The 15,466-nt window shown below is 73.4% G+C and carries 11 protein-coding genes and 4 pseudogenes; 7 read left to right on the top strand and 8 right to left on the bottom strand.

Annotated features, from left to right (window positions below):
* Positions 1-474 precede the first annotated feature (474 nt).
* Together EAO71_RS16640 and EAO71_RS37730 are read right to left on the bottom strand one after the other, a co-directional pair.
* On the bottom strand, positions 475-1,572 hold the full coding sequence (locus tag EAO71_RS16640) for an FAD-dependent monooxygenase (protein ID WP_410093986.1): 1,098 nt from the start codon (positions 1,570-1,572) through the stop codon (positions 475-477).
* Positions 1,564-2,628: pseudogene (locus EAO71_RS37730) on the bottom strand (thiolase C-terminal domain-containing protein); the annotation flags it as partial. The pseudogene EAO71_RS37730 and the gene EAO71_RS16640, both read right to left, overlap by 9 nt.
* Positions 2,629-2,676: 48 nt before the next feature.
* Here EAO71_RS37730 and EAO71_RS16635 point away from each other — a divergent pair.
* Together EAO71_RS16635 and EAO71_RS16630 are read left to right on the top strand one after the other, a co-directional pair.
* Positions 2,677-3,867, top strand: coding sequence for an acyl-CoA dehydrogenase family protein (locus EAO71_RS16635; protein ID WP_147978439.1), 1,191 nt, complete (start codon positions 2,677-2,679; stop codon positions 3,865-3,867).
* On the top strand, positions 3,867-4,349 hold the full coding sequence (locus EAO71_RS16630; RefSeq protein WP_147978438.1) for a nitroreductase family deazaflavin-dependent oxidoreductase: 483 nt from the start codon (positions 3,867-3,869) through the stop codon (positions 4,347-4,349). The genes EAO71_RS16635 and EAO71_RS16630 overlap by 1 nt, the downstream gene beginning before the upstream one ends.
* 138 nt (positions 4,350-4,487) lie before the next feature.
* On the opposite strand, the gene EAO71_RS16625 is transcribed toward EAO71_RS16630, so the two are convergent.
* Positions 4,488-5,135, bottom strand: a complete 648-nt coding sequence (locus EAO71_RS16625) for a TetR family transcriptional regulator (RefSeq protein ID WP_147978437.1) — start codon at positions 5,133-5,135, stop codon at positions 4,488-4,490.
* Between the two features lie 443 nt (positions 5,136-5,578).
* On the opposite strand from EAO71_RS16625, the pseudogene EAO71_RS16620 reads away from it, so the two are divergent.
* The 4 genes and pseudogenes from EAO71_RS16620 to EAO71_RS16605 form a co-directional block, all read left to right on the top strand.
* A pseudogene (locus tag EAO71_RS16620) lies at positions 5,579-6,349 on the top strand (VOC family protein); the annotation flags it as partial.
* A gap of 367 nt (positions 6,350-6,716) precedes the next feature.
* A complete protein-coding gene (locus tag EAO71_RS16615; protein WP_147978436.1) occupies positions 6,717-9,131 on the top strand; it encodes an outer membrane protein assembly factor BamB family protein in 2,415 nt (804 codons plus the stop codon).
* 217 nt (positions 9,132-9,348) lie between these two features.
* Positions 9,349-9,606: pseudogene (locus tag EAO71_RS40025) on the top strand (OB-fold domain-containing protein); the annotation flags it as partial.
* Positions 9,603-10,373, top strand: coding sequence for an enoyl-CoA hydratase/isomerase family protein (locus tag EAO71_RS16605; RefSeq protein WP_147978435.1), 771 nt, complete (start codon positions 9,603-9,605; stop codon positions 10,371-10,373). The pseudogene EAO71_RS40025 and the gene EAO71_RS16605, both read left to right, overlap by 4 nt.
* 75 nt (positions 10,374-10,448) lie before the next feature.
* Here the strand turns inward: EAO71_RS16605 and EAO71_RS16600 are convergent, their stop codons facing one another.
* From EAO71_RS16600 to EAO71_RS16590, 3 genes and pseudogenes are all read right to left on the bottom strand, one after another.
* On the bottom strand, positions 10,449-11,060 hold the full coding sequence (locus tag EAO71_RS16600; protein WP_147978434.1) for a hypothetical protein: 612 nt from the start codon (positions 11,058-11,060) through the stop codon (positions 10,449-10,451).
* Between the two features lie 513 nt (positions 11,061-11,573).
* Positions 11,574-11,756, bottom strand: a pseudogene (locus EAO71_RS16595) (Zn-ribbon domain-containing OB-fold protein); the annotation flags it as partial.
* Positions 11,757-11,770: 14 nt separating this feature from the next.
* Complete coding sequence (locus EAO71_RS16590) at positions 11,771-12,913, bottom strand: lipid-transfer protein (RefSeq protein WP_147978433.1); 1,143 nt, start codon at positions 12,911-12,913, stop codon at positions 11,771-11,773.
* Between the two features lie 84 nt (positions 12,914-12,997).
* Here EAO71_RS16590 and EAO71_RS16585 point away from each other — a divergent pair, with 84 nt between their 5' ends.
* Complete coding sequence (locus tag EAO71_RS16585) at positions 12,998-14,548, top strand: FadD3 family acyl-CoA ligase (RefSeq protein ID WP_147978432.1); 1,551 nt, start codon at positions 12,998-13,000, stop codon at positions 14,546-14,548.
* Between the two features lie 253 nt (positions 14,549-14,801).
* Here EAO71_RS16585 and EAO71_RS16580 read toward each other — a convergent pair whose 3' ends face one another.
* Positions 14,802-15,014, bottom strand: a complete 213-nt coding sequence (locus EAO71_RS16580; protein WP_147978431.1) for a hypothetical protein — start codon at positions 15,012-15,014, stop codon at positions 14,802-14,804.
* Between the two features lie 201 nt (positions 15,015-15,215).
* A partial coding sequence (locus tag EAO71_RS16575; RefSeq protein WP_187282687.1) for a hypothetical protein occupies positions 15,216-15,466 on the bottom strand: 251 nt, incomplete at its 5' end.

The raw sequence follows: 15,466 nt of genomic DNA, 5'->3' as shown, positions 1-15,466 counted from the left end.
GGAGATGACGGTCTCCTCCCGCCGGAAGATCGCGCTGCGGATGTTCATGGTGCGCCTGCTGCCGAAGACCCCCTGGAAGAACCTCATCGCGAAGAAGATCCGCGAGGAGGTCCAGCGGGTGGCGCACGCGGTCCCGGTGAAGGACTACGACGCCCGACTGTCGGTTTGAACGAGTTCGAAACCCGCTTCCGGGACGGCTGGGGCCACTGTTACGATCAGCGTCTCGGGTGGCGTGCGCCGCAGGGGACAGGCCGGCGGTGATGCCGGTCGCCAGGGCGATGGCGACTGCTCTGCGCGTCTGGGCGCGCGCGTGACGGTGCACGGTGATGGTTCCCCCTCCGGGAATGCCTGATCAGGCTGCGGGTGGGGGCCGACGAGACCGTCTGATCCGGCCTGTCCCCTGCGGCGCACGCCACCCGAGACGCTGATCGTAACAGTGGCCCCAGCCGTCCCGGAAGCGGGTTTCGAACTCGTTCAAACCGACAGTCGGGCGTCGTAGTCCTTCACCGGGACCGCGTGCGCCACCCGCTGGACCTCCTCGCGGATCTTCTTCGCGATGAGGTTCTTCCAGGGGGTCTTCGGCAGCAGGCGCACCATGAACATCCGCAGCGCGATCTTCCGGCGGGAGGAGACCGTCATCTCCTTGGCGAACTTCTCCGCGAACCGCTGGTTGAGCTCCACGCCCGGGCGCATCTCGCGCTCGTACGCGGCGAACGCCACACGGTGGTCGCCCCGCGCCGCCGCCAGCTCGCCCGCCAGGACGTAGGCGCCCGTCAGGGCGAGGCCGGTGCCCTGGCCGGAGGCGGGGGAGGTGCAGTGGGCCGCGTCGCCGAGCAGGACGACCCGCCCGCTGGACCAGCGGTCCATCTCGATCAGGGCGATCGAGTCGAAGTAGAAGTCCTCGGCATGCGCGGAGTCCTCGATCAGGGCGGGGATCTCCCAGCCGTCGCCCGCGAACGCCTCCGCCAGCAGACGCTTCTGCGCCGCGCTGTCGCGGTGGTCGTAGCTCAGCTCCGCGGGCGAGGCGAAGACGAAGCAGTTCTTCGCCGTGTGCGCGCTCTCCCCGGCCGCGCTGTAGACGGAGACCAGCTTGTGCGGGCGGGCGTGGTAGGTCTCCCAGCGGGTGAGGCCCAGGCGGTTGGGGGCGGTGAAGATGGAGATGTAGGCGCCCAGGTGGCGCTTGAAGCGCCGCTCCTCGCCGAAGACCAGCCGGCGGGTGTTCGAGTGCAGGCCGTCCGCGCCGACCACGAGATCGAAGCGGCGGCGCGMCCCGCTCTCGAAGTCGACGTCCACGCCGTCGCCCTCGTCGCCCAGGTCGTGGAGCGCGGCGATCGAGTCGCCGAAGAGGTACTCGACGTCGTCGCGGGTCCGCTCGTACAGGATCCGGGCGAGGTCGCCGCGCATGATCTCGTCGTCCTGTCCGGCCCGGCCGCCGAAGATCTCGGCGGGCAGCTCGCCGACCGTGCGGCCCGCGTCGTCGACGTAGGAGCCGCCGTCCATGTCCGTGGAGGCGGCGACGATCTCGTCCCAGACCCCCATCCGGCGGCAGACCTCGACGGCCGTGCCGCGCACCACCGTCCCGGAGGAGCAGAACCAGCCCCCCGTCCCCGAGGCCACCGCCAGTTCCGGCAGGCTCCCGTCGGCCCGCCGGACCTGGGCTCCCGTCGCTTCCCCGCGCAGCTGCCGGACCGCCTCCACCAGCAGGAAGAGCCCCCGCATCCCGGGGTGGCAGGCCGAGAGCCCGCCCCCGTCCGTGTTCACGGGGAGCCCGCCCCCGCCGACCGTCAGCCTGCCCTTCTCGACGAAGGCCCCGCCCTCGCCCTTGGCGCAGAAGCCCAGGTCCTCCAGCGTCACCAGTGTCATGTAGGTGAACGCGTCGTATATCTGGGCCAGTTCGATGTCCTCCGGCCGCACGCCCGCCCGCTCGAAGGCGAGCCGGCCGCTGACCGCCGCCGGGGAGACGGTGAAGTCCTCCCACTGCGACATCGTGGTGTGCGAGACGTGCTCGCCCGTGCCGAGGATCCAGACGGGGGCCTTCGCCGTGTCCGGCACGTGGTCCTCGGCGGCCAGGAGCACGGCGCAGCCGCCGTCGCTGCGGATACAGCAGTGCAGCTTGGTGAACGGGTCGGCGATCATCGGGCCGGCCAGGACCTCGTCCACGGTGATCGGCTCGCGGAACATCGCCTCGGGGTTGTGCGCCGCGTTCGCCCGCGCCTGGACGGCGACCTCGGCGAGCTGCTCCAGCGTCGTGCCGTACTCGTGCATGTGGCGGCGGGCGGCCATCGCGTACTTGGCGACGAGGGTGTGGCCGTAGGGCGCCTCGAACTGGAGCGGGCCGCGCGCGCCGAAGGAGAGGTTCGAGGTCCGGCGGCGCGCCTTGATGTCCGCGCGGGCGGTGGAGCCGTAGACCAGCAGGACCACGTCGGCGTGACCCGCGGCGATGGCGTCGGCCGCGTGGGCGGCCATCACCTCCCAGGTGGCGCCGCCGACGGCGGTCGAGTCCACCCAGCGCGGGCGAAGACCGAGGTATTCGGCGACCTCGGCCGGGGCGAGCGTGCCGAGCCCCGCCGAGGCCAGTCCGTCGATCACCGAGCGGTCGAGGCCGCTGTCGGCGAGGGCGCGGCGGGGTCCGGCTCCCCCTAGCATGACGGGCCGTCAGATACCGAGGGGAGCTCCATGGACGCCGCCTTCACCGCGGAGCAGGACGAGATCCGCCGCACCCTGCGGGAACTGCTCGCCAAACGCTCCGGACCCGCCGGGGTCCGCGCCGCCGTCGCGACCCCCGCGGGGTACGACACCGATCTGTGGAACCGGATGTCCGGCGACCTCGGGCTGCCCGGCCTCGCCCTGCCCGAGGAGTACGGCGGCGTCGGTTGCGGCCCCGCCGAGCTGGCCCTCGCTTGCGAGGAGACCGGCCGGGCCCTCGCGCCCTCGCCGCTCCTGGCCACCGCCGTGCTCGCCGCGCCGCTGATCGCCGCCCTCGGCAGCGCTCCACAGCGCGCCGAACTGCTGCCCCGTATCGCCGACGGCTCGCTGACCTGCGCCCTCGCGGTGCCGGGCGGCTCCCTCGCGCTGGCCCTCGGGCTCACCGGCGACAACGCCGACGACTCCTGGGCCGGCGGCGGCCGGTCCGGCGGCGTGCAGGCGCGGAGCGCGGCGGAGGGCTGGCGGCTGTACGGGGAGGCGGCTCAGGTCCTCGACGGGCACAGCGCCGGCCTGCTCGTGGTCGCCGCGCACACGGGCGGCTTCGTGCGGAGCCGGACCCTGCTGTTCCTGGTGCCGGGGGACGCGGCCGGGCTCGTACGGACGCGTCAGTCCTCGCTGGACGCCACCCGCTCCCAGGCTCTCGTGCAACTGCGAGACGTACAGGCCGAGTTGCTCGGAAGCGACCCGGCGGAAGAGCCGGGCGTGCTCGGGGCGCTCGCCGCCGCCGGGCGCACGGCCGCCGTGGTCCTGGCGGCCGAGGCCGTCGGCGCCGCCCAGGCGGCCCTGGACCGTACGGTCGAGTACGTCGGGACCCGTGAGCAGTTCGGCCGGCCCGTCGGCTCCTTCCAGGCGGTCAAGCACCGGCTCGCCGACCTCTACGTCCAGCTGGAGTCGGCGCGCTCGCTGACCTACTGCGCGGTGCGGGAGCCCGGGACCGGCGGGCTGGCGCTCGCGGCGGCGCTGGAGGCGCTGCGGACGGTGTCGGGGGAGACCATCCAGCTGCACGGCGGCATCGGCTTCACCTGGGAACACGAGGCGCACCTGTACTTCAAACGGGCGGCGGCCGACGAACTGCTCTTCGGCCCCGTGCACCGGCTACGGGCCCGCGCCGCCGAGGCGACGGGGCTCTTCGGGGGCCGCGCCGGGGAGGTGGCCGCCTGATGGCCGCCGTCGGCGTACGTCTGATCCAGAAGGTGTCGTCCACCCGCGTCTTCGCCAAGGTCGCCCCGCACGTCATCCCGGCGATGGACCGGGCGGTCCACCGGCTGACCCGGGGGAAGGTGCTGCCGAGCGCCCGGATGCTGCCGGGCGTGATCCTCACCGTACGGGGGGCGCGGTCGGGACTTCCCCGGGTGACGCCGCTGGCCTGCATGCCGGAGCCGGCCGGGAGCTGGCTGCTGATCGGGTCCAACTTCGGCCGGGAGGGTCATCCGGCCTGGACCGGGAACCTGCTCAAGCACCCTGATGCCGAGGTGAGTTGGCACGGGGAGGTGATCCCCGTGCGGGCGGAGCTGCTGACGGGGGAGGAGCGGGCCGCGGCCTGGCGGGCGGCGCTGGAGTTCTGGCCGCCCTACGCCACCTACCAGGCGCGGGTGGAGCGGGAGATCCGGCTCTTCCGGCTGACCCGGCGCCGACCGGGCTGACGGCCGGGCGGCCCCGAGCCGGCCGGGGGCCGCTCGGAGGTGTCCCGGCGGAAGGCCGGACACGCGAACGCCGGCGGCGGTCTCTCGGACGGGACCGCCGCCGGCGCGACAGGACGGATGAGGGGGAGGCGGCGCGGGCTACTTCGTCGGCTTCTTGCCCGTGATGCCCAGGTGGACCAACAGCGCCAGGTTCGGCTTCAGTTCGGCCTGCTTCACACCCCAGGTCTGGAAGCCCTTCTGGTGGCCGGCGACCGAGGCCAGCATCGCCACCAGGGAGCCCGCCATGGCCGCGGGGCTGACGTCCTTGTCGACCTTGCCCTTCGCCTGGAGTTCGTTCACCGATTCCGTAAGGGAGTTGGTGACGGAGTTCAGGATCTTCATGCGGATCTTGTAGAACCGCTTGTCGCCCTCCGCGGCTCCCAGGTCCACCACTCGGAGGATGGCGTCGTGTTTGCGCCAGAAATCCAGGAAGCCCTCGACGAGTTCCTCCGAGGTCTGCCAGCCGGCCTTGCCGACCCAGGAGCGGCCGGAGACCAGTTCGGTCAATCCCGCGCCCTCCTTGGCCATTTCCTCCGCGATCTCGAGGACGGCGCCCTCGACGTCGGGGAAGTACTGGTAGAACGTCGCGGGTGAAGTGCCCGCCTTCCGGGCCACGTCGATGACCTTGACGTCCCGGTACGGCGAGGAGCTGAGCATCTCGCTGAGGCAGTCGAGCAGCTTCTGCCGCGTCGCCTGGCCGCGTCGTCCGGCCACGCGGCCGTCGACGGTGCGTACTTGTCCTGTCATGCCGTCAGCTTACCGAGGGGTGATCGGCGCGCGATTCGGCCGACTGCAAATGGGGTGCAGGCCGGTGGAGAGCCCGCCGGAACGGCTCCGGCGGCAGCGCCGTCCGGGTCTCCGGATCCCGTCGGGGCAGGTCCGGGGGCCTTTCCGGATCGGTGCGGAGGCCCTTCCGGGTGGGTGCGCAGGCTCTCGCGAGGCCGGGAGGGGGCTCCTCCGGGCCCGGGCGGGGAGCCGTCCCCGCCCGGGTGGCGGCTGCCCGGAACGGGGGTCGTCCGGGGCCCGGCGGGGGCTCCTCCCCACTCGTCCACACTCGAATAGGCTTATTAACAGCCTGTGGACAACTTCGGTGGACAACCCATGAAAACGCGGGCCGGCGGGCCCCTATCTGCGTATATGTTCGATTTTAGGGGCGTGCGGCGAGGGTGTCCCGGACCTAGCGTGGAACCATGGCCGTATTCACAGAGGGCACCCCGTGCTGGGTGGACGCGCAGCTTCCCGACCTCGAGGCGGGCAAGCGGTTCTACGGCGAGCTCTTCGGCTGGACCTTCGACGACGACCGCGACGAGGCGCTGAGCGACGGTCGGCGCGTGGCCGGGCTCGTGCCCAAACGGGACGGCCGGATGCCGACCACCTGGACCGTCTACCTCGCCACCCGGGACGCCGGGACCCTGGCCGCTCGGATCAAGGCCGCCGGCGGTCAGATGATCATGGAGCCGTACCCGGTCGGCCCCTTCGGGGTCCTGGCGCTCGCCGCCGATCCGGGCGGTGCGGTGTTCGGACTGCGCCAGGCGGGGGACGACGAGGGCTTCGAGAAGACCATGCGACCCGGTTCCTTCTGCTGGATGGAGGTCTACACCCGGGAGCGGGACGCGGTCGACACCTTCTACGCCTCCGTCTTCGGCTATCTGGGCCGCCAGGTCGAGGCGGACGAGGAGGGCAGGGACAGCGGATTCGACTACCGCGTCTGGTCGCCGCCCGGCTCCCGCACCGGCGACGACACCGCCTTCGGCGGCCGGGCCGTGCTGACCGACGCCTTCCCGGCCGCGATGCCCGGGCACATCCTCGTCTACTTCGCCGTCCGCGACTGCGACGAGACCTGCGCCACGGCCGTCCGCCTGGGCGGCCGCGTGGCCAACCCGCCCTTCGACACCCCGCACGGGCGGATCGCCGTCCTGCGTGACGACCAGGGCGCCCGCTTCGCGGTCCTGGCCGAACCGGCCGAGGAGGCCGGGGAGCCGTCGGCCGAATCCGCGGAGAAGAGCCGGTCCGCCGCCGCGCCCGGCGCCTCCGACAGTTCTTCCGGCGCCTCCGCGAGCCCCGCCGGTCAGGCCGCCGGGGGCGACTCCGAGGGTCGCGCCGGGGGTCCCGCCGACGGCGGGACCGCGCCCGGACCGGGTTCCGGCAAGCCCTCCCCGTCCGGCTCGACGTCCGGCTCCTGACCCGCCGCCGCGCCCGTCGCCCCGCCCGGCGATATGCGGTAGGACACCCCGATCCGCCCCCGGGTTCGCAACCACCGCCTCGGACAGGAAGAATCAGGGCCACGGGGCCGTATTCTCATGGCCCGTACGGGGAGGTGGCAGGCAAGTGGAGCAGCTGACGCAGCACGACCCGAGACGGATCGGGCCCTTCGAGGTGCTGGGCCGGCTCGGTGCAGGTGGCATGGGTCTCGTGTACCTCGCCCGCTCGGCGTCCGGGCGGCGTGTGGCGATCAAGACCGTGCGGACCGAGCTCGCCGAGGACCAGCTGTTCCGTGTCCGCTTCACCCGTGAGGTCGAGGCCGCGCGGGCCGTCTCCGGCTTCTACACCGCGGCCGTCGTCGACGCCGATCCGCGGGCGGCCGTGCCCTGGCTGGCCACCGCGTACGTCCCGGCGCCCTCCCTCGAAGAAATAGTGAACGAGTGCGGGCCGCTGCCGGCCCAGGCGGTGCGCTGGCTGGCGGCCGGTGTCGCGGAAGCCCTGCAGTCCATCCACGGCGCGGGCCTGGTCCACCGCGACCTCAAGCCCTCGAACGTCCTCGTCGTCGAGGACGGGCCGCGGGTGATCGACTTCGGCATCGCGTCCGGCGTCTCCAACACGCGCCTGACCATGACGAACGTGGCCGTCGGCACGCCCGCGTACATGTCGCCCGAGCAGGCGCGCGACTCGCGGAGCGTCACCGGCGCCAGCGACGTCTTCTCGCTCGGCTCGATGCTGGTCTTCGCGGCCACCGGCCACGCCCCCTTCCACGGCGCCAACCCGGTCGAGACCGTCTTCATGCTGCTCCGCGAGGGGCCGGATCTGGAGGGTCTGCCGGACGAGCTCCGGCCGCTCATCGAGTCCTGCATGCAGATGGACGTCTCGCGGCGCCCGTCCCCGGCCGACCTGCAGGCGCAGCTCGCACCGCACCTGTTCGGCTCGGGCAGCGACGACAGCGGCACGGCCTCGGCCTGGCTGCCGCAGAGCGCCACCGAGATGATCGAGCACCGCCGCGGCGGCCGCCCCACTCAGGCGCCCGCCGCCAGGCCGCCGGCGCCGCCCGCGCCGCCGCGTCCGCCCCGGCCGGCGCCGGAGTGGGGCGGCGATCCGCGCGGCGGCGGCCCGGCCCCGGTGGGCGGCGGCCGGCACGCCGGCCCCGCGGAAGCCGGCGGGCCGGTGCGGCTCGCCGGTGCCACGGTCCCCATCGGCCCCGGCCCCCGGGTCGCCGACACCCGGGCCACCTTCGGCCTGGGCGCCGACGCGGGTCCGGCCACCGGCTGGATCCGTCCGCCCGGCGGCGCGAACGGCGCCGAGCCCGGCCCGCCGCCCGGCTCCCGCCCGCTCCCCGCGCCGTCCCCGTCTCCGGACGGGGCCTCCCAGGCCGTGCAGCCCGGCGCCGATCCGGGCCACTGGCGGCCGTGGCGCTTCCGGATGTCGAACGACGTCTGGGGGACCCCGGTCGTCGACGGCGACCTGCTCTACGTGACCTCCTTCGAGGTGCACGCGCTGGACACGGCGAGCGGGCGGCGCCAGTTCAAGACCCGGGACGTGGCCTGGTCCATGGCGGTGTCCCAGGGCCGTATCCACGCCTCCGACGGGCCCACGCTCTACGCGCTCGACGCCACCGACGGGTCCGAGCGCTGGCGGCTGCAGACCGATGCCTGGGTGTACTCCCTCAAGGTCGACCGGGGCACGGTCGTCACGGGCACCCGTGGCGGCGGGGTCCAGGCCTGGGAGGCGTCCAACGGCGCCAAGCTGTGGGAGATCACCGGCGCGCAGAGCGACTTCGAGACGCCGGAGGCCGGTCCGGCCATCCACGGCGACACGGTGTACGTGTGGCGGGAGGCCCGGCTGCGGGCGATGGACGCGCGCACGGGAGCCGAACGCTGGTCGTACCCGATCGGCGACGCGGCCTCCTGCGGCAACGTCCCGATCCGGGTCGCGCCGGCCGAGGACGGCTGCGTGTACGTCTCGGCCGGCACCCGGGTGCTGTCGATCGACATCGCGGGCGGCCACGTGCGCTGGCACTTCGAGGCGCCCGCGGTCTTCCTCTCGCCGCCGGCCTTCGCGCCCGGTCCGGCCGTCACCGGTGGCGGGGTCTACCTCGCCGACTACCTCGGCACGGTGTACGCGCTGGACGCGACCACCGGACAGGACCGCTGGCGGATCGCCACCGAGTCCCGTCAGTCGGCCGAGCCGGTGCTGGTCGTCGACGGCAACGTGCACGTGGGCAGCGGCAGCGCGCTCTACACGCTGGACGCGGTCACCGGCACCCCGAAGTGGCGGTTCGCGGCGGGCGGCGAGCTGATCGGCACCCCGGTCGTGGCCGACGGCCGCGTGCACTTCGGCTCGGCCGACCACGTGCTGTACACGCTGGACGCCACGGGCGGTCAGCTGCGCTGGAAGCTCGCGACCGGCGGCGAGATCACCGGTTCGCCGGTGGCCCGCGGCGGTGTCGTCTACGCGTGCAGCAAGGACCGGTGCGTGTACGCGCTGGACGCGGTGAAGGGAACGGCGACGGGGCGGGGCGCGGCCCGGGCGTAGGCCCGACCGTTCCGGCGCGTCCCGCCGGTCAGGGCTGCGGCCCGCGCGGCGGCCCGTACGGCCCGTCGGGCTCGTGGTGGGGGTCCGGCTCCCACTGCTGCCGGCCGGGGTCCTGGCGATCCCACTGCGGCTCCTCCATCGTCCGGGTGGGAGCCGCGGCCGACGGGGGTGGCGGTGGTGCCGCCGGAGCCCGCGCCGTCGTACGTCTCCTCGTCGTCGTGGGAGTAGTCGTCGTTCTTCTTCTTGGAGCTGGAGCAGCCGGCCCGACTACGCCGCCCAGGCCCCGTACAACGCCGTGGTCGTCGAACTCGCGGAGGCGCCCCGCATCCGCCTCGTCGGCAACGTCGTCACGGCCCCGGACGCCCCGCTGGACTCGGTCGACCCGGCACGGCTGAGGATCGGGGCGGCCGTGAAGGTGGCGTTCACCGAGGTGGACGGCTTCACCGTGCCGCGCTGGCTGCTGGAGCGCGGATGAGCATCACCGTCGCACGCGACAAGGAGACCGGGGTCGCGGTCGTCACCCTCGACCGGCCCGGGAAGCACAACGCCCTCACCCTGGACATGGCCCGCGATCTCGCGGCCGTCTGGCGGGAGTTCCGCTACGACGACGAGGTGCGGGCGGCCGTCGTCACCGGTGCGGGCGAGCGGGCCTTCTGCACCGGGATCGACCGCGCCGCCGAGGTCCCGCAGCCCTCCTCGCCGTACACGATCGACGATCCGCTGATCGCGGTCGGACCGAAGGCGAACGACCTCTGGAAGCCGGTCGTGGCGGCCGTGGAGGGGATGGCCTGCGGCGGGGCCTTCTACCTCCTCGGAGAGGCCGAGTTCCTCGTCGCCGGCGAGGGGGCGACCTTCTTCGACCCCCACACCACCTACGGCATGGTCAGCGCCTTCGAGACCGTCCACATGGCGCAGCGGATGCCGTTCGGCGAGGTCGCGCGGATGGCGCTGACGGGGACGGCCGAACGGATCTCGGCCCGCCGGGCCTACGAGACGGGCCTGGTCTCCGAGCTGACGGCGACCGGCGGGGCGCTGGAGGCCGCCCGGCGGGTCGCCGCCGTGATCGCCTCCCACCCCACCGAGGCGGTGCAGGGCACGGTCCGCGCCCTGTGGTCGGTGAAGGAGGCGGCCCGCGCCCAGGCACTCGCCCACGCACCCCATCTGGTGGCGCTCGGGAACCTGCCGGCGGAGCGGCAGGCCGAGCTGTTCACCCGTCGGAGTGGCGGCCACCACCTGCGGTAGGACGCGTTCCGGCAGGGGGCTCCGTCCGGCCGGACGGGCGCCCCTCCGGGACCGGCCCGGCGGGCACCGCGCCCGCTACTGCTCGCGCACGTCGTAGACCCAGCAGGCGCGCACCCGGTCGACGGTCCTCGGGTTCTTCATCGCGACCTCGACGTTCCTGGTCTCCCCGGCCTCGACGGTGATCCGCTGCACGGCGGAGTCCACCCGCGAGCCCCCGGCGTCCTTGAACTCCAGGGTGACCTGGAAGGTCTCCGTGAGCGTCGCGCGGGAGGTGATCCGCAGGGTGGCGGTGGTGTCCGCCTTGCGGGCGGGCCTCCCCTTGCGCTTCTTCCGGGCCGGGTCGACGCAGTCGACGACCACGACGTCCACGAGCGACGTCGGGGACGTGGTGACGCCGGGGGTGGCGGTGGTGCCGCCGGAGCCCGCGCCGTCGTACGTCTCCTCGTCGTCGTGGGAGTAGTCGTCGTTCTTCTTCTTGGAGCTGGAGCAGCCGCCGCCGGAGCCGCTGCCGGAATCGCTCTTCCCGCTCCTGCTCTTGCCGCTCTTGCCGCCGGAGCTGCTGCTGGACTTGCTCTTGCCGCTGCCGCCGCCGTGGCTGCCCGTCTGGAAACCGGTGAGCGCGAGCATCACCATCGTGAGCGTCGCCGCGAGCCGAAGTCCTCGCCTCCGTGCCGTCSCCGTCGCCATTACCGCCGCCTTGCCGCTGCCTGTCGTGTCCGCGCCACCCTAGCGCCGCCTGGCAGGCCCCTCGCACCCGGCGTAGCGTCGGGAGCGAGAGCCGGACCGAAGGAGGCCGATCGATGGTCCGTAACGTCATCGGCTCGGTCCTGGCCCTCGCCGGAGCGACGGCCGCCGTCTGGAGCCCCTTCCGTGCCTGGTACGACGGCCGTCACGGCAGCGACTACCGCGTCCAGGACCTCTTCGGCGGCACCACCGACGCCGGGGCGGCGGTGATCGGGTCGATCCTGCTGCCGTTCGCCTTCGCGGCCCTGGTCGCCCTCATCGGCGTGGTGCTCCGCTCCCGCCTGCTGGTCGCCCTCGCCGGACTCGTCGTGCTCGGCTTCACCATCCTGTGGATGGTCCGGGTCGGCCAGGCGGAGGGCAGCCTCACGGTCGGCGGCGACGGCACGGGGCTCGGAGACGGCGTCGCGAACGCCGTCGGCGGCGGGCTGCTCCTGCTCCTGGGTGCCCTGGTCATGTCCGGCCGCGGCCGGACATCAGGCGCCAGGTGCTGTCGAAGGACTGGCAGTGCGGGCAGCAGGGGCGGGGCGGGAAGCGGAGCTCGCCGCAGCCGGGCGCCGCGCAGGCCTGCACGCGCAGCTCGCCCCGGGCGGCGTACTCCCAGAAGGGGGCGCCGTCCTCGTCGACCACCGGTGTCAGCATGGTGTCTCAACTCCTCAGGCTCGAAGCAGGATCGCCGACGTGGGGACCCCCTCGCCGGCCGTGACCAGGCAGGTGGCGGCGTCCGGTACCTGGGCGGTGGAGGTGCCCCGGAGCTGCTTGACGCCTTCGTTGATCAGGTTGAAGCCGTGGACGTAGGCCTCGGAGAGGCCGCCGCCGCCGGTGTTGAGGGGCAGCCGGCCGCCGATCTCCAAGGCGCCGCCCTCGGTGAAGGCCGCTCCCTCGCCGCGGTCGCAGAAGCCGTAGCCCTCCAGGGAGAGCGGGATGAGGGGGGTGAAGGCGTCGTAGATCTGGGCGACGTCGACGTCCTGGGGGCCGAAGTCGGCCTGCTTCCAGAGCTGTCGGGCCGCGGTCCAGGCCGGGCCGGTCAGCGGGTCGTCGTTCCAGTAGTTGACCATCCCGTGGTGCTGGGCGGGCAGTCCCTGGGCGGTCGAGTGGACGTACACGGGCCGCTGCCGGCAGTCGCGGGCCCGCTCGGCGGAGACGATGACGCAGGCCAGCGCCCCGTCGGTCTCCAGGCAGTTGTCGAAGAGGCACAGCGGCTCGCTGATCCAGCGCGCGGTCATGTACATCTCGCGGGTCAGCGGGCGCTCGTACATGACCGCGGCGGGGTTCTGGTTCGCCCGGTTGCGGCAGGCGAGGGCGACGTTGAAGAGGTGGTCGCGGGTGGCGCCGTACTCGTGCATGTAGCGGCGGGCGAGCATGCCGATCTCGTCGGTGGGGCGCAGCAGTCCGAAGGGGCGGGTCCACTGCCCAGGCGTGGCGAGCTGGACGGCCGTGTTGGTCCAGGGCCGGGGCCCCGACCCGCGCTTGCGCGACCGCCAGGCGACGCCGACGCTCGCCTGCCCGGTGGCGACGGCGGCGGCGAGGTGGCCGACGGTGGCGCACGAACCCCCGCCGCCGAAGCCGATCTTGGAGAAGAAGGTGACGTCGCCGGCGCCGATCGCCTTGGCGACCTCGACCTCGTCGGTCTCCTCCATGGTGTAGGAGGCGAAGGCGTCCACTTCGGAGGGGGCGATCCCGGCGTCGTCGAGGGCGGCCAGGATCGCCCGGCAGGCCAGGGTCTTCTCGGACTCGGGGAGCCTTTTCGCGAAGGGTGTCTGACCGATCCCGACGATGGCCGTGGCGTCCTTGAGCACTGCAACCTCCCCGATCGCGAGCTGCTGACAGCGCGTCAGGCTACAGCTAATCTGACGGATAGTCAGCTGAGGGGAGTGGTGGAGATGCGCGGCGACCTGGAATGGGGGTCGATCCCGCGGCTGGTGAGGTCGGCCGCCGCACGGTACGCGGACGCGGACGCGGTGATCGAGGGCCGAACGCGCCTGTCGTACGGCGAGCTCGGCGAACGGGTCGAACGGGCGGCGGCGGCCTGCATCGCCTCCGGGGTCGAGCCCGGCGACCGGGTCGCCGTCTGGGCCCCCAACACGCTGGACTGGATCGTCTCCGCGCTCGGCGCGGTCACCGCGGGCGCCGTCCTGGTGCCCCTGAACACCCGCTTCAAGGGCACCGAGGCGGCCTACGTCCTGGAGCGCTCGCGCGCCCGGCTGCTGTTCGTCACGGGCACCTTCCTCGGCACCTCGTACGTCGCCTCGCTGCGTCGCGCCGAGGTGTCCCTGCCCCACCTGGAGCGGGTGGTGGTGCTCGGGGACAGCGCCCCGGACGACTACCTGACCTGGAAGGCCTTCCTGGCCGAGGGCGACCAGATCACGTCGGCGCAGGTCCGCGCACGGGCCGACGCGATCTCCCCGTCCGACCCCTCGGACCTCGTCTACACCTCGGGGACGACGGGCCGGCCCAAGGGGGCGGTGATCAGCCACGCCCAGACCCTGCGCTGCTACGCGATCTGGTCCGAGCTCGCCGGGCTGGAGGAGGGCGACCGCTACCTGATCGTGAACCCCTTCTTCCACACCTTCGGCTACAAGGCCGGGATCATCGCCTGCCTGATGCGGGGCGCCGTGATGATCCCGCAGCCGGTGTTCAACGTGGACACCGTCCTCGCGAACATCGCCTCGGAACGCGTCTCGGTCCTGCCCGGCCCGCCCACCCTCCACCAGTCGCTGCTCGACCACCCTTCCCGCGCCGCGTACGACCTCGCGTCGCTGCGCCTGGTCGTCACGGGTGCCGCGGTGGTCCCGCTCCGGCTGGTGGAACGGCTGCGCGGCGAGCTGGGCGTGGCGACGGTGCTCACGGCGTACGGCCTCTCCGAGGCGAGCGGCATCGTCACCATGTGCCGCCGGGGCGACCCCGCCGACGTCGTCGCGACGACCTCCGGGCGCCCCATCCCGGACACCGAGGTCCGCCTGTCCGAGGCCGGCGAGGTCCTGGTGCGCGGCCACCACGTGATGCGCGGCTACTTCGAGGACGAGGAGGAGACGGCCCGGGCGATCGACGCCGACGGCTGGCTGCACACGGGCGACGTGGGCGTCCTCGACGAGGCGGGGAACCTGCGGATCACCGACCGGGTCAAGGACATGTTCATCGTCGGCGGCTTCAACGCCTATCCGGCCGAGATAGAGCAACTCCTGGGCCTGCACCCGGACATCGCCGACGTCGCGGTCATCGGCATCCCGGACCCCCGGCTCGGGGAGGTCGGCAAGGCGTTCGCGGTCCGGCGGCCCGGGGCGCGGGTGACCGGCGACGATCTGATCGCCTGGGCGCGGCGGGAGATGGCGAACTACAAGGTCCCCCGGGAGGTCGAGTTCGTGGGGGAGCTGCCGCGGAACGCGAGCGGCAAGGTGGTGAAGGGGGAACTGCGGGCGCGGGCAGGGGCGTAGCGGCCGCACGGGGCGCCGGGCACGGGTACGACGGAGGGGCCGGGCKACTGCCCGGCCCCTCCCTCGTACCGTCCGGTCGCGGTGCACCGGTCCCTGCCTGGCGGGTCCCCCCGGCCCCGCAGACGTCCCCCGAGCACGCGATGCCTCCACTGCCGGACTTTCACGGCTCCGGCGACTCCCCCGATGGCGTCGCCGCGGCCGTCCCCCCGTGGTGCGCCGGCCCTCGTGTCCCCCGTGGGCCGGCTCGTCCCGGTTACGCGAGGGGCTCGCCCGTCGCGTGGGAGTCGAGCGGCTTGATGATCGGCTTGATCGGCTCCGTGGTGGCGTGGGAGTCGAGCGTGGTGACGTCCCCGCCGGTCGCGTGCGAGTCCAGCGGCTTGATGGGCTCGCCGGTGGCGTGCGAGTCGAGCGTCGTGAACTCCTCGCCCGTCGCGTGCGAGTCCGTGGGCTTGAGGTTGTCGGCCATGGAGCAGCTCCTGAAGTCGTTCGGCTGGTGGTACTGACATGTCCGCCCGGCAATTCCCCCGCGGATCGCCGGGCGGACCGTCCAGGGCCGATCACCTTAGTGGTGGGGCCTCATGGCGATCCGTCTGCCCCCCGACGCGGCGGATCGACATGCACGAGAATGCCGTGCGGCGATAAACGAATGATGAACGCCCGGTCCGGGTCAGGCGACCGCCGCCGGGTGGAGCAGCACGCGGACGGCCTTGGCCTCGGGCGAGCCCAGTCCGTCGAACACCGACAGCGCCTCGGTCCAGCACACCCGGGCCCGGTCCGTCTGGCCCAGCGCCGCGAGTCCCTGGCCCAGGACGGTCAGGACGTTCGCCCGGCGCCACTCCCCGCCGATGCCGTGCAGCACGGACAGCGCCTGCTCGGCGTTGGCCGCCGCCGCGGTGTACCGGCGGTCGGCCAGGTGGA

It is taken from the genome of Streptomyces sp. MS191, assembly GCF_008042125.1.
In the GTDB taxonomy this organism is placed as follows: Bacteria; Actinomycetota; Actinomycetes; order Streptomycetales; family Streptomycetaceae; genus Streptomyces.
This window is presented reverse-complemented; position numbering and strand designations above follow the sequence as displayed.